Genomic DNA, 21,501 nt, shown 5'->3' on the forward strand with positions numbered 1-21,501 from the left:
ATAGCTACGTATAATTCGCTGCGTAACATCAAGTTACATTAATGATGCGCCCTTAGCTCAGTTGGATAGAGCACGTACCTTCTAAGTATGTGGTCGCAGGTTCGAATCCTGCAGGGCGCACCACTAACTCCTCGTTATTTTCTTTCTTCTTGTTGTAATTTCTCAGTTTTATCAATTCTCTTTTTTCTACTATTACAATTATCTTTCTCTTATTTTTCTAATACATTATTGCTGAAATTTTTCCTAATTAGTTCATTTTTCCAACATTTAAACTAAAAAAAGCGGTTTTAGAGCGATTTTTTTCATTTTTCCCCTTGAAATGATATTTATAGCCCTTATCTTGTAATGAGTTGAAAAGATCGCTCGCGTTTAAAGGTATCTACCTCGACGTCACGCTTACGTGTCGTTATAATAGCGCGCTCTGATAAGTAGGTTACTTACTATCAGAATCTTGAAGAAAGAATTTAGGCGTTATGGTTTTCGAGCTGTAACATGAAAGGATGCCACCGTCAGTAAATGGCTGTTCGGCAACACCACTCAGAAAAGCTGAGTAAGTTTTGAGGTTAAATATAATGCAAGTTACCGTTGAAACCACTGAAGGTCTAGAACGCCACCTAACTATTACAGTGCCTGCTGCAAACATTGAAAATGCAGTTGCTGCTGAATTACGTAAAATTGCTAAAACTCGTCGTTTCGACGGTTTCCGCCCAGGTAAAGCACCAATGAAAATGGTTGCTAAAATGTTTGGCGCTTCTGTTCGTCAAGACATCCTAGGTGAAGTAATGCACCGTCACTTTATCGAAGCTATCGTTAAAGAAAAGATCAATCCAGCGGGCGCACCAACTTTTACTCCAGTAGAAATTGCTGAAGGTAAAGATTTAGTGTTTAAAGCTTCTTTTGAAGTTTTCCCAGAGATCGAACTTGTTGGTCTAGATAAAGTTGTTGTTGAGAAGCCAGTTGTTACAGTAACTGATGCTGACGTTGACGGCATGCTAGATACACTACGTAAGCAACAAGCGACTTGGACTGATGTTGAAGCTGCTGCTGAGGCAGATAGCCGTGTAACTATCGATTTCGTTGGTACTATCGATGGTGAAGTATTCGATGGCGGTAAAGCTGAAGGTTTCGCACTTGCTATGGGCCAAGGTCGTATGATCCCTGGTTTCGAAGAAGGTGTTGTTGGTCATAAAGCAGGTGAAGAATTTACTATCGAAGTAACTTTCCCTGAAGAATACCATGCAGAAAACCTAAAAGGTAAGTCAGCAGCGTTTGCTATCACTCTTCATAAAGTTGAAGCACAACAGCTACCTGAACTAACTGAAGAGTTCGTTGCTAAGTTCGGCGTTGAAGATGGTTCTGTTGAAGGTCTTAAGACTGAAGTTCGTAAGAACATGGAACGTGAGCTTAAGCAAGCTGTTAAAGGTCGTATTAAAGATCAAGTTCTTAACGGTCTTGTTGAGCAAAACGACATTACAGTTCCTACTGCGCTTATCGATCAAGAAATCGAAGCACTACGTAAGCAAGCTGCACAACGTTTTGGCGGCGATGCTAAGAACATGCCTGAACTACCACGTGAATTGTTCGAAGAACAAGCTAAGCGTCGTGTAGTTGTTGGTCTATTAGTTGGTGAAGTAATTAAAGCTGAAGAACTAGCAGCAGATGAAGAGCGTGTTAGCGCAATCATCGCTGAAATGGCTTCTGCATACGAAGATCCAACTGAAGTAGTTAAATACTACGCAAGCAACGAGCAGCTAATGAATAATATGCGCAACGTTGCTTTAGAAGAGCAAGCAATTGACGCACTTCTAGCTAAAGCTCAGGTTTCAGATAAAGAAGTTGGTTTCAACGATCTAATGAATCCTGCTGCTTAATTTACTGAAATTGCTGTAGAGATTTGACATTATCTCAAGTCTTCTGCTAACAATGGTCCGTGTGAATATTTTCATTCGGGCCATTTATTTTAGGGAAATAAGATTATGAGCTACCAAGCACAAAACGGCATGTCACCGATTATGGATGCACTGGTACCTATGGTGGTCGAGCAGACTTCTCGTGGTGAGCGTTCTTACGATATTTATTCCCGTCTCCTAAAAGAGCGTGTGATTTTCTTAACCGGTCAGGTTGAAGATCATATGGCTAACTTAGTTGTAGCCCAGTTGCTATTTTTGGAGTCTGAGAACCCAGACAAAGACATTTTCCTTTACATTAACTCTCCAGGCGGTTCTGTAACTGCAGGTATGTCAATTTATGACACCATGCAGTTTATTAAACCAAATGTAAGTACAGTATGTATGGGACAAGCATGTTCAATGGGTGCATTCCTATTGGCAGGCGGAGCTCAAGGTAAGCGTTATTGCCTACCTAACTCTCGCGTGATGATCCACCAACCATTGGGTGGTTTCCAAGGCCAAGCATCGGATATTCAAATCCATGCTCAAGAAATCCTAACGATTAAACAACGTTTAAATGGATTATTGGCTGAGCATACGGGTCAACCGTTAGAGATTATTGAGCGTGATACCGATCGTGATAACTTTATGTCTGCAGATCAGGCAGTAGAGTACGGTCTAGTTGATTCTGTATTGAGTAAGCGTGATTAAAAGGCGTTTTATTTTGCAATTCGCGAAGCGGGTTTAGTAAAGCAAAATAAGTCGACTTGTTATACACTCAAGACATGACAATGATGGGATACCCCAATAAAGAGGTTAGCGAATGACAGATAAGCGCAAAGAGGGAAGTAGCAGCAAGCTACTTTACTGCTCTTTTTGTGGCAAAAGTCAGCATGAAGTTCGCAAGCTAATTGCTGGTCCTTCTGTTTATATTTGTGATGAGTGCGTTGATTTATGCAACGACATTATTCGCGAAGAAATTAAAGAAGTGATGACAAAAAGCGATAGCGACGAGCTGCCGACTCCACAACAAATTCGTAATAACTTAGATGATTATGTCATCGGTCAATCACATGCTAAAAAAGTGTTGGCTGTTGCTGTATACAATCACTATAAGCGTCTACGTAATGGCGATAAAAGTAGTGATGGCGTTGAATTAGGTAAGAGTAATATCCTACTTATTGGTCCTACTGGTAGTGGTAAAACACTATTGGCTGAGACATTAGCGCGTATGCTTGATGTTCCGTTTACAATGGCTGATGCAACAACATTAACTGAAGCTGGTTATGTTGGTGAAGACGTTGAAAACATCATTCAAAAGTTACTGCAAAAATGTGATTATGACGTAGCCAAAGCCGAACGTGGCATTGTTTACATTGATGAGATCGATAAGATTTCTCGTAAGTCAGATAATCCATCAATTACACGTGATGTATCCGGTGAAGGTGTTCAGCAAGCATTGCTGAAACTGATCGAAGGTACTGTTGCTTCTGTTCCGCCGCAAGGTGGTCGTAAGCATCCTCAACAAGAGTTCTTACAAGTTGATACTTCTAAGATCTTATTTATCTGTGGTGGTGCATTTGCAGGCCTAGATAAAGTGGTTGAACAACGTGTAGCAACAGGTACTGGTATCGGTTTTGGTGCTGATGTACGTTCAAAAGACCAAACAGATACATTAAGTGATTTGTTTAAGAAAGTTGAACCACAAGATTTGGTGAAATACGGTTTAATTCCTGAATTCATCGGTCGTCTACCTGTTACCGCAACGCTTGGTGAACTTGATCAAGATGCGTTAGTTCAGATTCTACGTGAGCCTAAAAATGCCCTTACTAAACAGTATGCAGCATTATTAGCGCTTGAAAACGTTGAATTAGAATTCCGCGATGAAGCGTTGATTGCGATTGCTAAAAAAGCAATGGCGCGTAAAACAGGTGCACGTGGCCTACGTTCTATTGTTGAAGCAGTATTACTTGACACTATGTATGAGCTTCCGTCTCAAGACGGTGTCAGTAAAGTTGTTATTGATGAGTCTGTAATTAACGGTGAATCAGAACCATTACTGATTTTCGAAAATACAGAAACACAAGAAGCGGCAAGTGCTGAGTAAGTGTTCAATATCTGCACATAAAAGCTAAAAAAAGGAGGCTTTTGCCTCCTTTTTTATTTTCTGACATTTCATACATTGAAACTTGATGCTTTACCCCCATATACTCAATATAAGCTAACTCTAATCGTATTAAGTAACTATGCTGTATCCAGTTATGTTATTTAATACGATTAGTATGGATAGGAAGAGAGAAGAATATGAACCTGGAGCGTTCCGAGCGCCTTGAGATCCCGGTTCTACCTCTACGTGATGTAGTGGTATACCCTCATATGGTTATTCCATTGTTTGTGGGCCGGGAAAAATCAATTCGTTGTCTTGAGTCGGCAATGGAAAACAATAAACAGATTCTGTTGGTCGCTCAAAAAGAAGCAGCCACAGACGAACCGTCGATCACTGATCTTTATGATGTTGGTACTGTTGCAACGATTCTTCAATTATTGAAATTACCTGATGGTACGGTAAAAGTGTTGGTTGAAGGCCAACAACGTGCCAAAGTTGAAGATCTTGCTGATGATGAGTTTTTTACCGCAAATGCTGAATTTTTGGTTACACCAGAAATGGATGAGCGTGAGCAAGAAGTCCTTGTTCGAACAGCGATAAGCCAGTTCGAAGGGTTCATCAAACTTAATAAAAAAATTCCACCAGAAGTATTAACATCTTTAAATGGCATTGATGATGCTGCGCGTTTGGCTGATACCATCGCAGCACATATGCCATTGAAATTAGCGGATAAGCAAAAAGTACTTGAAGTTGTTGATATCACAGAGCGATTAGAGTTCTTGATGGCAATGATGGAATCTGAAATCGATCTGTTACAAGTAGAAAAACGTATCCGTGGACGCGTTAAAAAGCAGATGGAAAAGAGTCAGCGAGAGTATTATCTTAACGAACAAATGAAGGCCATTCAGAAAGAATTGGGTGAGCTAGATGACGTGCCAGATGAGTTTGAAGCGTTAAAGTTAAAGATTGAAGCATCTAAGATGCCTACTGAAGCGCGTGAAAAAACTGAGCAAGAATTACAAAAGCTGAAGATGATGTCACCGATGTCAGCGGAAGCAACCGTTGTTCGTGGTTACATCGATTGGATGTTAAGTGTGCCTTGGCATAAGCGTTCTAAAGTGAAGAAGAGCCTGGCCAAGGCGGAAGAAATTCTTAATGCTGATCACTATGGTTTAGATCGCGTTAAAGAACGAATTCTTGAGTATTTAGCGGTTCAAAGCCGTGTTAATAAACTTAAAGGTCCTATTCTTTGTCTTGTCGGTCCTCCTGGTGTGGGTAAAACCTCATTAGGTCAATCTATTGCTGCTGCAACGGGACGTAAGTACGTGCGCATGGCATTAGGTGGCGTACGTGATGAAGCGGAAATTCGAGGTCATCGTCGCACTTACATTGGTTCGATGCCGGGTAAGTTAATTCAGAAAATGGCAAAAGTGGAAGTGAAAAACCCACTATTTCTATTGGATGAAATTGACAAAATGTCTTCTGATATGCGTGGCGATCCCGCTTCAGCATTACTAGAAGTATTAGATCCTGAGCAAAATAGTTCGTTTAATGACCATTACTTAGAAGTTGATTATGACTTATCTGATGTAATGTTCGTTGCAACGTCGAATTCAATGAATATTCCAGGGCCGTTGCTTGATCGTATGGAAGTTATTCGTCTTTCTGGTTATACCGAAGACGAGAAACTAAACATTGCCAAGAATCACTTACTTGATAAACAAATCCAACGTAATGGATTAAAACCAAGTGAGTTGACGATTGAAGATTCAGCATTAATGGGTATTATTCGTTACTACACTCGTGAAGCTGGCGTACGTAGTCTTGAGCGTGAAATTTCTAAACTATGCCGTAAAGCCGTAAAAGAAATTTTATTAAATAAAGACATCAAGCACGTTTCTATTAGCCAAGATAATCTTAAAGATTATTTAGGTGTGCAGCGTTGCGATTATGGCAAAGCTGATGAAAGTAACCGTGTTGGTCAAGTGACTGGTCTTGCATGGACAGAAGTTGGTGGTGATTTATTAACTATCGAAACTGAGTCTATGCCTGGTAAAGGTAAGCTGACATACACCGGTTCTTTAGGTGATGTGATGCAAGAGTCTATTCAGGCAGCAATGACAGTAGTACGTAGTCGCGCTGACCGATTAGGTATTGCGAGCGATTTTTACGAAAAACGCGATATTCATGTTCACGTTCCTGAAGGCGCGACACCAAAAGATGGCCCAAGTGCAGGTATCGCAATGTGTACTGCATTGGTATCAAGCTTAACGGGTAATCCTGTACGTGCTGATGTTGCAATGACCGGTGAAATCACGTTACGTGGTGAAGTATTACCGATTGGTGGCTTGAAAGAGAAACTATTAGCCGCTCACCGTGGTGGTATTAAAACGGTATTAATTCCAAAAGAAAATGAACGTGATCTTGAAGAAATTCCTGAGAATGTTATTGCTGATTTGGAAATACGTCCAGTACGTTGGATTGATGAAGTGCTTATGTTGGCATTGCAGAATAATCCAACAGGCATTGAGTTAGTTAATGTACAAAATAGTGACCTATAGCTAAATTAATTAAAGAAAAAACGCTTTCAGGATTAAAAACCTTGTCAGCGTTTTTTTGTGTGGCTATAAGGTACATCTAATCGCGTTATGCGAACTAATTTCAAGTCTTGATAGCGATGTATAATGGCTTATCAAGGTAATAATGTTTTTCTATTTGGTTACGTTACGTGAGTATATATTTGAATATAGCGTTGTAATCAAGGTTCATTAAGAGGATCTAATTGTGAACAAAACTCAACTAGTTGATAAAATCGCAGAAAGTGCTGATATTTCTAAAGCATCTGCTGGCCGTGCTCTTGATGCATTGATTGAAACTGTCACTGAAACGTTAAAACAGGGTGATCAAGTTGCGTTAGTTGGTTTTGGTACTTTTTCTGTTCGTGAGCGTGCAGCACGTACTGGCCGTAACCCACAAACAGGTGCAGAGATCCAAATTGCAGCTGCAAAAGTACCTGGTTTTAAGCCAGGTAAAGCGCTTAAAGATTCTGTAAACTAAAAAATAGAAATAATGGGCGGCATGCCATTATTTAGTCATGTTTTCATGGCTTAAAAATTGCGACCGAAAAGGGTATACTCATTCGGTACGATAAAAGCGCATCGGTTGATGCGTTTTTTTTACTTATAAGATGGCCTCATAACAGCAGCCCACAATAAATATCATGTGAGATATTCATTATAAATGTTGTTTAATTGAGTTTATGTAACAATTCTCAGTGCTGTGTGTGGCTTATCGGTCACAGGTTATCTATATTGATAAGGCTAAGTTAATTAAAACAAGGTCATTGATATAGCAGTATCTATTCAGTTGTTGTTATATAACATGTAGTAAATAGTATGGTGCTGTCATCATGGTGATGTCGGTAGCATTGTGCATTAATTTGATAGTAGTTCGAAACCGAGCCAGATCGAACAGTAGGAGAGACGGCAGATCATGATGGAGCGATTGCGCGAAGGCGCTAACAGCATCTGGGTTAAGATTATTCTAAGCCTAATTATTTTATCTTTTGTATTTGCTGGCGTCGGTAGTTATCTGGCGAGTGGAAATGAGCAAGTTGCAGCAAAGATTAATGGTAAAGACATTAGCCAACGTCAGTTTGAGCAAGTTTATCAAAATGAACGTAACCGTATGCAACAGCGTATGGGCGATTATTTTTCAACGTTGATGAGCGATCCTACTTACGTGAAGCAATTCCGTCAAAGTGTATTAGACCGTATGGTGAATGATGAATTAATTCAACAACGTGCTAGTAAACTTGGTCTGAGTGTCAGTGATGCACAAGTTAAACAAGAAATTCTTGCGATGCCAGCCTTTGCCGTTAGTGGTGTATTTAATAACGAGCAATACAATATGGCGTTACGTCGTGCTGGTTTTACCCCTGATCAGTTTGCAGAAACGATCCGTAAAGACATGCTACGTCAGCAATTCCTAGCAGCATTACAAGGCAGTGACTTTGTATTGACAGACGAAGCTGATGAGTTACGTAAACTTGAGTCACAACAACGTGTTGTTCGTACATTAACGCTAAACCTTGCTGGCTTTACTCAAAAAGTAAAAGTAACAGATAAAGAAGCGCAAGATTTCTACGATCAAAACCCTAACTTGTTTACTCGACCTGCACAAATCAAAGTATCTTACGTCGAACTTTCTGATAAAGGCTTAACTAAAGATATTAAAGTATCAGAGCAAGCTGCTGAAACGTACTACAAAGATAATCAAACTAAATTCAGTTCTGCAGAAGAGCGTGAAGTTAGCCATATCTTAGTAAAAGGTGATACAACGGCAGCTAAAGCGAAAGCTGAAGCGCTACTTGCCAAGTTACAGAGCGGCGCTAATTTTGCTGAAGTTGCCAAACAATCATCTGATGATACATTCAGTGCTAAAGATGGCGGTAAACTAGAATGGTTTACTAAAGGCATGATGGATCCTGCGTTTGAACAAGAAGCTTTTGCTCTTGCAAAACCGGGTGATATGTCAGGCCTTGTTAAATCATCATTTGGTTACCACATTATTTTACTTGATGGTATTAAAGTCGGAAAAGTGAAACCATTTGTAGATGTTAAAGCGACAATTATTGCTGAACTACAACAGCAGCAAGCCGCTGATCATTTCTACAAGCTTAAAAGCAAGTTAGCTGAAGTTGCTTTTGAATCTCCAGATTCATTAGATGCTGCCGCTGAAGCCGTAGATGTAAAAATCATTCATACTGGGTATATAACACCAGCAGAAGAGAAAGGTGCATTAGCTAATAAGCAAGTTCAAGAAACACTACAAAGTCCAGAAGTTCATGATGATGGTATGAACTCTGATGTGATTGAGTTAGGTCCTGAACATGTGATTGTGGTGCGTGTTGATGATGCTCGTGCTCAAGCAGTGTTACCATTTAAAGATGTTGCAGCAAAAGTGAATGCAATGGTTGCGAGCCAAAAAGGTGAACAACAAGCACAAGCTAAAGCTGATGAGATTATCGCTGACCTTCGTAAAGGTAAGAATGATATTGTTGCTAAAGATGGTTTAAGCTTCTCTGGCGAACAAACAATTAATCGTTCAGGTCCAAAGGTGAACATTTCAAATGTAGCATTTGGTTTACCTAAACCAACGGCAGATAAGGCAACTTATGGTATGGCTCGTGATAACAACGGTAATGTTGAAATTATCGCACTAGATAAAGTTGTTAACATGAAGTTGGCTGGCGAAAAAATAAATGGTCAGTTTGCAGAGCAAATTGGGCAGATGTTTGCTCAAGAAGATCTTGCTGCTACGCTGAAAACATTGCGTGAATCAGCAGAGATTAGCTACCCAATGCAAGACTCATCGAAAGATTAATTGAAATTGTAATGTAAATAGACGGGTCGTCTTGTGCGCCCCGTCTTTTTTTTGCTTAAATTTTAGTGATTGTTATTACAATACTGGCTTTATTGCATATTATTCGTATTCACCTAAACGAGAAACGGAATGAATATGACAATAAAATATCAGTTGTTTAAAGCCATCATTGTAGCGGGAACATTAGTATTAGCACCGTTAAGTTATGCTAATCCAGATCAGCACAAAGGTATTGATATTATAGTTAATATAAATGATGCCAACGCTGAACAGCTTGATAAATTATTGGTAGGAATTGGGCCAGATAAAGCAGAAAACATTATTCAATATCGAATTAAATATGGCAAGTTTGCATCTGTTGATGATCTTGAGAAAGTGAAAGGTATTGGTACTTCAACAGTAGATAAAAACCGTAATCGAATTAAGCTGTAATTATTAATAATTCGAGTTTTATCTATTACGACAGGCATCGCGCCTGTCGTTTTTTGTATTATTGTTATTCTCTAGGCTTTATTTCTTGGTGTTGTGATTAAGGCAATAATTACACCAGAGATAGCACCCATTAAATGGGCTTGGGTTGCGACTTGTACCCCAATCAGTTCAGCTGAACTCGCAGAGCCACCAAAACATTGCTCCCAACTTATTTTAACTATCAAACCAAAGAATAATAACCAACCGCCTTTAGTTTTAGTTTGAATATCACGAATGGCTCCCCAAGCAAATAAGCCATGTAATACGCCCGAGAAGCCAGCATACCAGCTAATTTGCGTGGCAAATAAGCCAACGCCGATAATAGTACTGAGGCTTAAAATTAATAAGCTGTAATGGTGTGAATTAAAATGAGCGCGAAAAATAAAGCTAATAATAGCAAATGCACCTGCATTCATAGCAAGGTGGATCCAGTTGGTATGGGTGATATTTCCTGTTAGGATCCGCCATACCTCGCCATTGAGTATCGCTTGGCGATCCCATACTAACAGTGGTTGAAGTTGTGGGATTTGAGCAATAATCCCTATAATTAATGCGAGAATAATGTAATTGCGAATAGACAAGGCAACCTCAATGAGTCGGTATTGTGAATACTGTGGTAAGGCAAAAAAAGCCTGTATTTGCCACTGGATTGAAAACATCACAGCAACAACGGAAATTTGGATTTTACAGCACCCATCTGAAATTAAACGCGCAATAGGTACCGCAAGAATATTATCACTTTCCTTACCAAATAGCCGACTCTGGGTTGGAGAAGATTTTTCTGATAATGATGAACTCAACAGCTTATTGGCGGATCCTGAACGTGATGTGTATGTTGTTTATCCTGGTGAAGGTTCAATACCTATTTCAACCGTTGCAACAACAGCGAATAAGCAACGTCTACAAACGGTTATTTTATTAGATGGTACGTGGAAAAAAGCTTATAAGATGTGGTTGCTTGCAACAAATTTACATCACCTTCCCTTGGTTAATTTAGATAATGCTGATAGCGGTAATTACCGTATTCGTAAATCATCTAAAGAGCAGGGAGTATCAACGGTAGAGGCTGGGTATTTAGCCTTGTCTGCATTTGAAACCAATGCTGATAAATTTGCGCCGTTGTTAGCAACCTTTAATCACATGATAGATTTTCAGATCAAGCATATGCCACAAGGGGTGTTTGAGAAGAATTATTTGTGAGGATCAGAGCTTAATCGCCGTCATGCCCGTGAGGGCGATAGGGAATATATTACCCGCGCGTCGTAGAGTTACTATGGTTATATACGGTTTTCACTGGCGTCTTTAATGCTCAAGTTCGCGGTGAGTAGATCACGGATAGCTTCGTGCCTCAACTTCCGAGATGTGAATAATAGGCTGGTGAATGCAAAGCCCAACCCCGTCATTCCCTACAGTGAGGTTACGAACGAGATAGGGAATCTACTACCCGCGCGTCGTAGAGTCTCTCACTAAACTCCATGCCCCTCACTGCCTATTTCCATCATGATTGAGGGTTGAAATAGGGTATTGTAAAGTCGCTGTGAAAAGCCATCGGTCATGCTTGAAATATAATCGGCAATGATCCGCATATCATTATCACCTTTATCTACTGCTCGTTGCCAATGTTGACGAGTAGCCTCTGGTAATAACCGTTCAGGATCTGACGCAAAGGCATCAAACAATTCCATGATTAATTGTTGGCCTTTATATTCTAGTAACTGAATCTCAGGTTTTTTAACCACATAATCACTGACAAATTGTTTTAGTACATTAAGCGATTTTTCCATTGCGGGCGACAGAAATGCATTCCACTTTAATAGTGGCTCTTCAAAACTGTGTAAGCCATCTTGCAGTGTTGGCGCGATTTCAATTGAGGTCAATAAAGCATTAACTAGCGCGCCAATAGCATCTTTACGTTGGTGATGGCTAGCAAACATATGTTCGCTTATTTCACCAATACGTTGTTCTAACCACGGATCACCACATTCAGCAATTTTTGACGCCACTGCTTCTTGCCATTGATCACGATTCACAATACCCATCACAATGGCATCTTCAAGATCATGGACCCCATAAGCAATATCGTCGGCTAACTCCATGATTGAACAATCAAGTGATTTAAAGCGGGTTTTATTATGCTGATGCGGTAATGGCGCGTGATTACGCATTTGTTTAAACAGTTGGCTATCATGTTCAGATAATGGCGCTAACACCCAATCAAAGACCGTTTTGTCATCATCATAAATGCCTTTCGCAGGATGCCACAGTTTGGCTTTTAAATGACGGAAATTAACCACATCATCGGCGCGTTCAGTTGCGGTGGTTTGACTTAGTAATGCTGGGTATTTAAGTAGCCCTAATAACGTACGGCGTGAAAGGTTCATGCCGTGATGTTCAGTGTAGGGTTCTAGCAATGTGACGATTCGGAAGGTTTGCGCATTACCTTCAAAACCACCGTGATTACGCATCATGTAATTTAATGCGACTTCACCACCATGACCAAACGGGGGATGACCAATATCATGCGCCAGACAAAGACTTTCCATTAAGCTGGTTGAGGCTAATAACGAATGAAATTGTGGTTGTTTTAATTTTAGTTGAGCCACAATGCCGGTGCCGATTTGTGAAGCTTCAAGGGAATGGGTTAAGCGGGTACGATAGAAATCGTGATTGCCAGCGCCATGCACTTGGGTTTTGGCTTGCAGACGTCGAAACGCTGCTGAGTGTAAAATTCGCGCACGATCACGTTGATAGGCAGAACGGTGATCATCACGACGCATTTTTTGTTCGTCGCTGTGACGTTGTTGCCAGCAAGGATCAATAATAAAGGCCGTCATTAGCTGATCTCATCTAGCGTCAAATTAAAACTATCGGCAAAGATGGTGAGGAAATAGTCCATTTCTGGCGTTTTACGTGCCGTTAAGGTTTCCTCAAGGCGTTTCTTTGCTTTAGTAAATTCGTGATTCCCTGCACTTAATTCTTCTAAGCATTTGAGATAAGCACATAAAGTATCAGCTTGTTTAACGATGGCTGCATTTTCAGGATCGAGCTTATGGCTATCAAGTAGCGGTGCATAATCCTCATGAAATTCTTCTGGTAACATTGACAGCAGCTTTTGTTCTGCGGCTAGTTCGATTTTTTTATATTCTTCGGCGATTGTTGGGTTGAAGTATTTAATCGGTGTTGGCATATCCCCCGTGATCACTTCGCTGACATCATGAAACATGCCTAATAAAGCGATACGTTCAGGATTAACATTACCGCCAAACTTACGGTTTTTAATCAGTGCCAGTGCGTGAGCAACAAAAGCAACCTGAAGACTGTGTTCTGAAATATTTTCAGTTTCAACACTGCGCATTAATGGCCAGCGTTGAATTAAACGCATCCGCGCTAGATGAGCAAAAAAATGGCTTTTTTCCATGGGATAGTTCCCCTATAGCTAAAATACTGATGACTTGAGTATACCAATACTGGTTCGTTGGTGGGGGAATTAGTTACGTAGGGTTTAACAGTACAGATAAAGAAAAGCCCCGACAGGAATCGAGGCTAATGATAGGGTATTACCTACCGCTATTATTATGACAGTAGTTATGTAATCGTTGCTATTGACGATAACTATGCAGGAAGCGCTCTAAGCGGATCATTGCAAGTTCAAGATCATCAACTCGTGGCAAAGTAACAATACGGAAGTGATCCGGTTGTTTCCAGTTAAAGCCCGTTCCGTGAACCACTAAGACTTTTTCTTGCAGTAAGAAATCCATAGCAAAGCGTTGGTCATCAACAATATTGAATTTTTTCTGATCTAATTTTGGAAATAAGTACAGCGCGCCCTTAGGTTTTACACATGAAACCCCAGGGATTTGAGTTAATAAATCATACGCTTTATCGCGTTGTTCTAATAAGCGTCCGCCGGGTAAAATCAATTCATTGATACTCTGATAACCGCCCAATGCTGTTTGAATCGCATGTTGCATCGGTACGTTGGCACATAAACGCATAGAAGACAGCATTTCTAGGCCTTCAATATAGCCTTTCGCTTTATGTTTTGCGCCAGAAAGTACCATCCAACCCGCACGGAAACCACACACGCGGTATGATTTAGAGAGGCCATTAAACGTAATACAAAACACATCAGGCGCTAATGGTGCAATTGAAGTGTGCTTAGCGCCGTCATACAAAATTTTATCGTAGATTTCATCGGCAAAAATAATCAGATTATGCTGACGTGCAATTTCAACGATTTCTAATAAAAATTCACGGCTATAAACAGCGCCTGTCGGATTATTAGGGTTGATCAGTACGATACCACGGGTATGTGGTCCGATTTTTTTCTTGATATCATCAAGATCAGGATACCAATCAGATTGCTCATCACAGGTATAGTGCACCGCAGTACCACCAGAAAGTGACACGGCAGCAGTCCATAATGGATAATCAGGAGAAGGGACTAAAATTTCATCTTTATGATTGAGCAATGCTTGCATCGCCATCACAATTAATTCTGATACACCATTACCAATAAAAACATCTTCAACGTCAATGTCTAATAAACCACATTTTTGATAATGTTGAACAATGGCTTTGCGTGCAGGGTAAATACCTTTTGAATCACAGTAACCTTGCGATGTTGGCAAGTTACGGATCACATCAACCAGAATTTCATCAGGGGCATCAAACCCAAATGGCGCTGGATTGCCAATATTAAGTTTAAGTATCTTTTGGCCTTCTTCTTCCATGCGTTTAGCATGCTTAAGAACGGGACCACGTATATCATAACAAACATTATTGAGCTTGGATGACATCCCGAAATTTTGCATATAATACTTTCCTGATGATGATTTTTGGTATCCTCACAAATTACACTATAAAACCAGTTTAAAGGAACACCTTTTAGCATAAAATTTTGTAAAATAGTTTTTTGTGTTATTTCAAACCCATACTAGCTGTGTTATCGACTAGAGTTATGGTTAAGGTTCAGCTATTTATGCTGAAATATAGCCAAAAGGAATGACGTTACTTCATTAGTCAGATGCTATCGAGTGAGGTAGAATACCCAAATCATTATTCTTTGCTGATAATCAATGCTTGTCTCGTTAGATAACCATTGAAATAATGATTCTTTTCAGCAAAGAATCAAGTATGTCCATGATTGGCATATCTTTCAGCCAGGGATGAGCCGTATTGGTGATATTTAGCTGAGCGAGGTTATCTTGACTGCGTTACAACAAGCCGTTGCATTATTGATTGCTAACATTAAACAAGCATCAGTAACAACTCAACGATTACTAGTAAAACTAGAACTGCCTGCAAATACTGATTTAATTGATTGGATGGATGCTCAGTCTCTATTTCCTAAATTTTATTGGCAATCTCGAGATTGTCGTGAAGAAGTGGTTGCTTTAGGGCAGATCAAAACGTTTACTGATCCGTTAACTGCGGAACAAGTTATTACGGATGATCAGCGAGTCTGGGGTGGACGTTCTTTTGATGGTCATACTGATCGCAATCGTCGTTGTCTTTCTTCTTTTTTCTTTTTGCCATTACTTGAAATTATTCGTTTCGATGGTGAATGGCATCTTGCTGCCAATATGAGTGACGATAAACCTCGAATGTTAGCGATGCTGCAAAAAATCGCCATCAATCCAGCAGTGGTCACCGACATTGATAGTCGTATTTTAAGCCGTAGTTATAGCCCTGATTTTGCAGGTTGGTCAACCATGATTGAACAAGCATTAACAGGTATTGCCAACGATGAATTTGAAAAAGTGGTGTTGGCTCGACGGACAACGTTGCAGCTAGACCACCCAGTATTACCCGCGCAACTACTCAAAGCGAGTCGTGGTAGTAATAGTAATAGTTTTCATTTTTTGATGGCATTAGATGCGGAGCATTGTTTTGTTGGGTCAACACCAGAACGATTGTTTCAACGCCATGATCGTGCTTTACAAACGGAAGCTCTGGCAGGCACGATTGGCCGTGGTGCTGATATCCAAGAAGATCAACAATTAGCCCAATGGTTGTTAGCCGATACTAAAAACTGCTATGAAAATCGCTTAGTGGTTGATGATATTGTTGGACGTTTAATACCACAGTGTGAGTCGATGAATGTTGCTCCTGTTCCTGAATTAGTGCAGTTACGTAAAGTGCAGCATTTAAAGCGTAGCATTGATGGTCAACTCAATGATGCGGTATTGAGCGCCGATTTACTTGACAGCTTACAGCCAACAGCTGCCATCGCGGGTTTACCTCGGGATGCCGCATTACATTTTATTGCGGAACATGAACCCTTTGCCCGTGGTTGGTATAGCGGTGCTGTGGGCTATATTGGTCAACAACACAGTGAATTTTGTGTTGCGATCCGTAGTGCAATGATCAGCGGCGATGATCTACATTTATTTGCTGGCGCGGGTATTGTGCCTGGATCCGTTGCTGATAGTGAATGGAAAGAACTTGATCGTAAAACATCAACTTTATGCAGTTTATTTGAACAGCCTAGTTCTGATGACGGTAAGAGTATCGATAAGATGGAATATAAAAGCGCATGACACAGCCATCATTAACAACCAGCCAACCATACCGCGCAGCATTAAATGGTTGCTGGGCAAGTTTAATGCTTGAAGAATTAATGAGACTTGGCGTGCAACATGTTTGCATTGCACCAGGCTCTCGTTCGACACCATTAACGTTGGCGGCGGCAAAACTAACCCAACTGACCATTCATACCCATTTTGATGAAAGAGGTTTGGGTTTTTTAGCTTTAGGTTTAGCTAAAGCATCTCAATCTCCGGTCGCAGTTATTGTGACATCAGGTACAGCGGTAGCGAATTTATTACCCGCGGTGGCTGAAACTGGTTTAACGGGTGAGAAATTGGTGTTGTTAACCTCTGACCGCCCAGCTGAATTAATTCAATGTGGCGCTAATCAAGCGATTCGTCAGCATGGGATCTTTTCTGATCATGTGAGCCATTTTTTAGATGTACCTAGTCCAAGTTTGGATATTGACCCTAATTGGTTGTTGTGTGCTGTTGATGATGTAATGCAACAGCAACAATTGCGTGGTGGTTCGGTACATTTTAATTGTCATTATCCTGAGCCGCTGTATGGCGATGATGTTGATTTCAGTGATTATCTTACGCCTGTTGCACAATGGCAGCAGGATCATACTTCGTATTGTCAGCATCAAGCTTTGCTGTCGTCAACAACTGCGACAATTGATCCGACTCAGTGGCAAACATTGTGTGCTCAAAAAGGGGTGATTGTTGCAGGTCGACTGGTTGCGAATGAGCTTAAAGCAGTGCAACAATTAGCCTCTGCGCTAGGCTGGCCATTGCTGGTGGATCCACAAGCGGGTGGTAGTAGTGATTACGCTGGATTTGATGGGTGGTTACAAAACGCTGCCTGCCAACATCACCTACAACAAGCACAAGTATTACTGCAATTTGGTGGCCGTATCGTTTCAAAACGGCTATTACAGTTAATTGGCAGCCAAACGTGGCAGTCTTTTTTACTGATTGATCCTCTTGCTGGTCGATTAGATCCTAATCATCGCCGTAGCCAACGTATTCAAGCGAATGTTGAAGCGTGGGCGCAAGCAGCAATAGCATTAACCACTGAGTCCGTACATTCACAATGGGCACTGCCATTAGTTGAAGCATCGCAGCGTTATTTTGATATCGTTGCAGCTCATGGTAATCGTTTTTCTGAATTGGGTTTGGCGGCACAAGTCATGCAGTGGATCACACCTCAAACAGAATTGTTTTTGGGTAATAGCATGATTGTTCGATTATTGGATATGTGCGCTAAATTACCTTTAACTGCGACATTTGCGAACCGTGGTGCATCGGGCATTGATGGTTTAATTGCGACCACAGCAGGTGTACAGCGAGCACGTAAAGCACCTTTAGTGTGTTTGATCGGTGATACTTCGCTGCTTTATGATCTCAATTCGTTGGCATTATTACATCAACAGCAATATCCAATTGTTATTATTGTCACCAATAATGATGGTGGTGGTATTTTTGATATGTTGCCTGTGCCTGATCAGCAAAAAGATGATTTTTATCGTATGCCACATGGGTTTGAGTTTAGCCATGCGGCAGCGATGTTTGGCTTACAGTATTGCGCACCAACATCATTGACCGCCGCTGAAACGGCGATCCGTGAAGGGCAATTACAAGCAGGCACAACTTTAGTTGAAATTAAAACCCCAGCGGGTGAAGCCGGATCAATGTTAAAGACACTCTTTGCTGAGGTTGAGCATGCTACTTTATTCTGAAACCTTTGGAACTAAAGCCGATATCAATCAACCGACATTGGTGTTTTTACATGGATTATTGGGTAATGGTCGTGATTGGCGTTATGTTATTAGTCAGCTTGCTGCGACTCAGCAATGCATAACTATCGATTTACCCGGTCATGGGCTGAGTGCGTTTGTTGATGCTGAAATGACAACCGAAGCGCCAGATGGTGGCTTTGAGGTGATTCATCAAGCACTGACTGCAACATTAGCCCACCGTGGCGTTAATGATTATGTGCTTATCGGTTATTCGATGGGCGCACGTTTAGCGATGTATCATGCGTGTGCATTGGCGGAAAATTCATCTGTATCCTCGAATGGACCCCGATTAATTAACGTGTTGCTTGAAGGTGGGCATTTTGGATTACCTGATGCTGAACGAGAACCGCGTTATCAGCACGATCAACGTTGGGCGGCACGATTTGCACAACAGCCATTGGTCGATGTATTACAAGATTGGTATCAACAACCTGTTTTTATGTCACTGACGACAGAACAGCGACAGGCTTTGATTACAAAACGAAGTGATAATTTAGGCTCTGGTATAGCTAGAATGATGTTAGCGACCTCGCTCGCTAAACAGCCGCAATTATTACCCCAATTACAACAGCTTTCACTACCCATACATTATCTGTGCGGTGAGCATGATACTAAGTTTCTAGACTTAGCGTTGGCTTGTGGATTAGCAGTAACGGTTATTGATAATGCGGGTCATAATATCCATATTGAACAACCTATTGCTTTTACGACGGCATTATTAGCCTTTCTTGATTAATCATAACGTTATAAAGTAATAAGAGACTCTGTTTTCTGGCTAGAGTATTCGTTAAATTCAGCTTTAGCACCATATAAGGAAATGTAATGCGCAGCGCTAAGTTATTTCAATACCAACTTCCAATGGATTCTGGGGTTATTTTACGAGACCAACGTTTGATTACACGTGAAGGTTGGGTGGTTGAGTTATGCCAAGATCAACAATTAGCTTATGGTGAAATTGCGCCATTACCTGAATTTAGTGTTGAAACTGCCACAGAAGCGGGCGAGCAAGCACAACAGCTACTCTCACAATGGGTTGCAGGTGAAGCACTTGATCTTGAGTCAGCTTTGCCATCTGTTGCTTTTGGTATTAGTTGTGCGATGGCTGAGTTAGCCGCAGAACTTCCGGTTACGGGTAATTATTTAGTGGCACCATTATGTTGTGGTGATCCTGATGATTTAGTTGAACGGTTTAATCAGATGCCTGGCGATAAAGTGGCTAAAATTAAAGTGGGCATGTATGAAGCCGTGCGTGATGGCATTGTGGCGAATATGCTACTTGAAGCGATTCCGGATATGCAATTACGACTTGATGCTAATCGCCAATGGACACCGCTAAAAGCACAACAATTTGCTAAGTATGTTAAGCCTGAACACCGCAGTGGTATTGCCTTTTTAGAAGAGCCTTGCCGTTTACCGAGTGACAGTTTAGCGTTTGCACAACAAACTGGAATTAATATTGCTTGGGATGAGACCGTACGTGATGCTGGGTTTGAAGTGAAAGCAGAACCAGGTGTTGCGGCGATTATTATTAAACCGACTTTAATTGGTTCACTTGAACGCTGTATTTCATTGATCGGGCAAGCACATGCCGTTGGATTGACCGCCGTGATTAGCTCTAGCATTGAATCAAGTTTAGGCTTAAACCAGTTGGCACGTTTAGCACAGTGGCAAACGCCTAATGTGATCCCCGGGTTAGACACAATGCAGTTATTTCAAGCTCAATTAATACAATCATGGCCAGGCTGTGAACTGCCAGTGATCCCTTTATCTGAATTAGACATGGTATGGCACAAATAAAAACAGCATTTCAAATGTGGCCTTGGCAATATTGGGCTGAGCAACGACCAACAGAGATTGCGATTGCATTAGGTGATGCAAACGCAGGGGCTGTTACGTGGAATTGGATTGAAGTTACCGCCAATATTGAAACTTATGCACAGCAACTTGTGGCTCAAGGGGTCAAGCGTGATCAATTAGTTGCGGTGGTTGCGCCAAACAGTATCGACGTGTTGTGGCTGTTATTAGCCATTATTCGTGTTGGTGCCCGTTATGTTGGCCTTAATCCTAAGTTGCCCTCGAAGGCGTTAATTGAACAGTTAACGGCATTGGGAAATAATCACATTTGGTGTCCAGATATATCTGTGGCAGAACAATTGCCGGGGCATACGCTTTCTTTAAATCCGGCTGTAACGTCTGAACGTATTATTCCTGTGATGTGGCAAGAGCACCGTCCGGTTTCACTCACGCTAACATCAGGATCGACAGGTTTACCTAAGGCGGTTGTTCATCATCCACAATCACATTTAGCTAGCGCGAGTGGGTTATTAAAGCAAATGACCTTTACCGCTGATGATAGTTGGTTATTGTCGCTGCCGTTATTTCATATTTCAGGATTAGCGATTGTTTGGCGGTGGTTATACCGTGGCGCACGTATCGTTTTGGTGGAACCCGCATTACAGCAACAAGCCTTACAATGGGTGAGTCATGCTTCATTGGTGCCAACGCAATTGCAACGCTTCCTTGATTCTGAATACGCACATCAGCACCAGTTACAACAAGTGTTATTAGGCGGGGCTACAATTCCGGTCAGTTTAACCACCGCGGCGGAACAAGCGGGAATTGAATGTTGGAGTGGTTATGGGATGACAGAAATGGCATCAACCATAACTGTTAAACGTGCTAATAGCAGTGCCGGTGTGGGGACAGTTTTACCAAATCGTGAGCTTATTTTACGTGATGGTGAAATTTGGGTACGTGGCAAAGTATTATGTTTAGGGTATTACCGTAATAATACGATTTTTTCGTTATTGGGCTGTGACGATGATGATTGGTTTGCGACCAAAGATTTAGGCGAGTGGCATGATGATGAATTATTTATTCGTGGTCGTGCTGATAATATGTTTATTTCCGGTGGCGAAAATGTGCAACCCGAAGACATTGAACAAGTATTATTACAACACGCTGCGGTTAACCAAGTTATTGTCTTACCAATAGATGATCATGACTTTGGTGCTCGACCGGTGGCGATAGTAACCACCGCACAACCGCTAGACAGTTATTTAGTTGATCAATTAGTGACTTATATGTCACAAAATGTCGCGCCACATAAGCGGCCGATTCGCTATTTTTCATTACCTGAATGCTTTACCCAAAATGTAAAGGTTTCCCGTTCAGATTTGGCAAAGTGGCTAGCATCACAAGCCTAAAAGTAAACGTATATAAACACAAAGGCGAAGCGTAACAGCTTCGCCTTTTTACTTTCGTTTTTTTATTATAGGTGTTGGTGCGTTTGTTCTGAATTAGTTTGGTTGAGGTGC

Annotated in this window: 17 protein-coding genes and 1 tRNA gene; 14 read left to right on the forward strand and 4 right to left on the reverse strand. The window is 41.1% G+C overall.

The window, feature by feature from the left end; genetic code table 11:
• Positions 1-46 precede the first annotated feature (46 nt).
• The 8 genes from CIK00_RS09245 (at position 47) to CIK00_RS09280 (ending at position 9,813) form a co-directional block, all read left to right on the forward strand.
• A tRNA-Arg gene (locus tag CIK00_RS09245) sits at positions 47-123 on the forward strand.
• A 449-nt stretch (positions 124-572) separates the two neighbouring features.
• Positions 573-1,871, forward strand: coding sequence for a trigger factor (gene tig, locus CIK00_RS09250; RefSeq protein WP_101768594.1), 1,299 nt, complete (start codon positions 573-575; stop codon positions 1,869-1,871).
• A gap of 105 nt (positions 1,872-1,976) precedes the next feature.
• Positions 1,977-2,600 carry an ATP-dependent Clp endopeptidase proteolytic subunit ClpP gene (gene clpP, locus CIK00_RS09255; RefSeq protein WP_045027680.1) on the forward strand — a complete coding sequence of 208 codons (624 nt, stop codon included), beginning with the start codon at positions 1,977-1,979 and terminating at the stop codon, positions 2,598-2,600.
• A gap of 112 nt (positions 2,601-2,712) precedes the next feature.
• Positions 2,713-3,996 (forward strand): ATP-dependent protease ATP-binding subunit ClpX, encoded by a 1,284-nt coding sequence (clpX, locus tag CIK00_RS09260; RefSeq protein WP_101768595.1) that lies wholly within the window; start codon positions 2,713-2,715, stop codon positions 3,994-3,996.
• A 197-nt stretch (positions 3,997-4,193) separates the two neighbouring features.
• Positions 4,194-6,557 carry an endopeptidase La gene (lon, locus tag CIK00_RS09265; RefSeq protein ID WP_101768596.1) on the forward strand — a complete coding sequence of 788 codons (2,364 nt, stop codon included), beginning with the start codon at positions 4,194-4,196 and terminating at the stop codon, positions 6,555-6,557.
• Positions 6,558-6,780: 223 nt separating this feature from the next.
• Positions 6,781-7,053, forward strand: a complete 273-nt coding sequence (gene hupB, locus CIK00_RS09270) for a nucleoid-associated protein HU-beta (RefSeq protein ID WP_045027685.1) — start codon at positions 6,781-6,783, stop codon at positions 7,051-7,053.
• 435 nt (positions 7,054-7,488) lie between these two features.
• A complete protein-coding gene (gene ppiD, locus CIK00_RS09275) occupies positions 7,489-9,381 on the forward strand; it encodes a peptidylprolyl isomerase (RefSeq protein WP_101768597.1) in 1,893 nt (630 codons plus the stop codon).
• Between the two features lie 129 nt (positions 9,382-9,510).
• A complete protein-coding gene (locus tag CIK00_RS09280; protein ID WP_373322839.1) occupies positions 9,511-9,813 on the forward strand; it encodes a ComEA family DNA-binding protein in 303 nt (100 codons plus the stop codon).
• Between the two features lie 71 nt (positions 9,814-9,884).
• On the opposite strand, the gene rrtA is transcribed toward CIK00_RS09280, so the two are convergent.
• The gene (rrtA, locus tag CIK00_RS09285; RefSeq protein ID WP_227990269.1) at positions 9,885-10,433 is read right to left on the reverse strand and encodes a rhombosortase; all 549 of its coding nucleotides are present in this window, start codon (positions 10,431-10,433) and stop codon (positions 9,885-9,887) included.
• A gap of 10 nt (positions 10,434-10,443) precedes the next feature.
• Between rrtA and CIK00_RS09290 the strand changes: the two genes are divergently transcribed.
• Positions 10,444-11,052: a tRNA-uridine aminocarboxypropyltransferase gene (locus CIK00_RS09290; protein ID WP_101768600.1), complete on the forward strand. Its 609-nt coding sequence runs from the start codon at positions 10,444-10,446 to the stop codon at positions 11,050-11,052.
• 266 nt (positions 11,053-11,318) lie between these two features.
• On the opposite strand, the gene CIK00_RS09295 is transcribed toward CIK00_RS09290, so the two are convergent.
• From CIK00_RS09295 to CIK00_RS09305, 3 genes are all read right to left on the reverse strand, one after another.
• Positions 11,319-12,686 (reverse strand): anti-phage deoxyguanosine triphosphatase, encoded by a 1,368-nt coding sequence (locus CIK00_RS09295; protein ID WP_101768601.1) that lies wholly within the window; start codon positions 12,684-12,686, stop codon positions 11,319-11,321.
• On the reverse strand, positions 12,686-13,270 hold the full coding sequence (gene yfbR, locus CIK00_RS09300; protein ID WP_101768602.1) for a 5'-deoxynucleotidase: 585 nt from the start codon (positions 13,268-13,270) through the stop codon (positions 12,686-12,688). Before yfbR ends, CIK00_RS09295 begins: the two co-directional genes overlap by 1 nt.
• A 181-nt stretch (positions 13,271-13,451) precedes the next feature.
• The gene (locus CIK00_RS09305) at positions 13,452-14,666 is read right to left on the reverse strand and encodes a pyridoxal phosphate-dependent aminotransferase (protein WP_101768603.1); all 1,215 of its coding nucleotides are present in this window, start codon (positions 14,664-14,666) and stop codon (positions 13,452-13,454) included.
• Between the two features lie 393 nt (positions 14,667-15,059).
• Here CIK00_RS09305 and CIK00_RS09310 point away from each other — a divergent pair, with 393 nt between their 5' ends.
• The 5 genes from CIK00_RS09310 (at position 15,060) to menE (ending at position 21,390) form a co-directional block, all read left to right on the forward strand.
• Positions 15,060-16,394, forward strand: a complete 1,335-nt coding sequence (locus CIK00_RS09310; RefSeq protein ID WP_373322838.1) for an isochorismate synthase — start codon at positions 15,060-15,062, stop codon at positions 16,392-16,394.
• A complete protein-coding gene (gene menD / locus CIK00_RS09315) occupies positions 16,391-18,124 on the forward strand; it encodes a 2-succinyl-5-enolpyruvyl-6-hydroxy-3-cyclohexene-1-carboxylic-acid synthase (protein WP_101768604.1) in 1,734 nt (577 codons plus the stop codon). Before CIK00_RS09310 ends, menD begins: the two co-directional genes overlap by 4 nt.
• A complete protein-coding gene (gene menH / locus CIK00_RS09320) occupies positions 18,108-18,920 on the forward strand; it encodes a 2-succinyl-6-hydroxy-2,4-cyclohexadiene-1-carboxylate synthase (RefSeq protein WP_101768605.1) in 813 nt (270 codons plus the stop codon). The genes menD and menH overlap by 17 nt, the downstream gene beginning before the upstream one ends.
• Before the next feature lie 86 nt (positions 18,921-19,006).
• Complete coding sequence (menC, locus tag CIK00_RS09325) at positions 19,007-19,981, forward strand: o-succinylbenzoate synthase (RefSeq protein WP_101768606.1); 975 nt, start codon at positions 19,007-19,009, stop codon at positions 19,979-19,981.
• Complete coding sequence (gene menE, locus CIK00_RS09330; RefSeq protein ID WP_101768607.1) at positions 19,969-21,390, forward strand: o-succinylbenzoate--CoA ligase; 1,422 nt, start codon at positions 19,969-19,971, stop codon at positions 21,388-21,390. Before menC ends, menE begins: the two co-directional genes overlap by 13 nt.
• The last annotated feature ends 111 nt before the right edge of the window (positions 21,391-21,501 follow it).

The organism is Photobacterium carnosum, from assembly GCF_002849605.1.
In the GTDB taxonomy this organism is placed as follows: Bacteria; Pseudomonadota; Gammaproteobacteria; order Enterobacterales; family Vibrionaceae; genus Photobacterium; species Photobacterium carnosum.

Bases quoted from the DNA above. Each gene is read 5' to 3' on its own strand.
- tig (WP_101768594.1), top strand. From the start codon at position 573: ATGCAAGTTACCGTTGAAACCACTGAAGGTCTAGAACGCCACCTAACT.
- clpP (WP_045027680.1), top strand. From the start codon at position 1,977: ATGAGCTACCAAGCACAAAACGGCATGTCACCGATTATGGATGCACTG.
- clpX (WP_101768595.1), top strand. From the start codon at position 2,713: ATGACAGATAAGCGCAAAGAGGGAAGTAGCAGCAAGCTACTTTACTGC.
- lon (WP_101768596.1), top strand. From the start codon at position 4,194: ATGAACCTGGAGCGTTCCGAGCGCCTTGAGATCCCGGTTCTACCTCTA.
- ppiD (WP_101768597.1), top strand. From the start codon at position 7,489: ATGATGGAGCGATTGCGCGAAGGCGCTAACAGCATCTGGGTTAAGATT.
- CIK00_RS09280 (WP_373322839.1), top strand. From the start codon at position 9,511: ATGAATATGACAATAAAATATCAGTTGTTTAAAGCCATCATTGTAGCG.
- CIK00_RS09290 (WP_101768600.1), top strand. From the start codon at position 10,444: ATGAGTCGGTATTGTGAATACTGTGGTAAGGCAAAAAAAGCCTGTATT.
- CIK00_RS09295 (WP_101768601.1), bottom strand. From the start codon at position 12,686: ATGACGGCCTTTATTATTGATCCTTGCTGGCAACAACGTCACAGCGAC.
- yfbR (WP_101768602.1), bottom strand. From the start codon at position 13,270: ATGGAAAAAAGCCATTTTTTTGCTCATCTAGCGCGGATGCGTTTAATT.
- CIK00_RS09305 (WP_101768603.1), bottom strand. From the start codon at position 14,666: ATGCAAAATTTCGGGATGTCATCCAAGCTCAATAATGTTTGTTATGAT.
- menD (WP_101768604.1), top strand. From the start codon at position 16,391: ATGACACAGCCATCATTAACAACCAGCCAACCATACCGCGCAGCATTA.
- menH (WP_101768605.1), top strand. From the start codon at position 18,108: ATGCTACTTTATTCTGAAACCTTTGGAACTAAAGCCGATATCAATCAA.
- menC (WP_101768606.1), top strand. From the start codon at position 19,007: ATGCGCAGCGCTAAGTTATTTCAATACCAACTTCCAATGGATTCTGGG.
- menE (WP_101768607.1), top strand. From the start codon at position 19,969: ATGGCACAAATAAAAACAGCATTTCAAATGTGGCCTTGGCAATATTGG.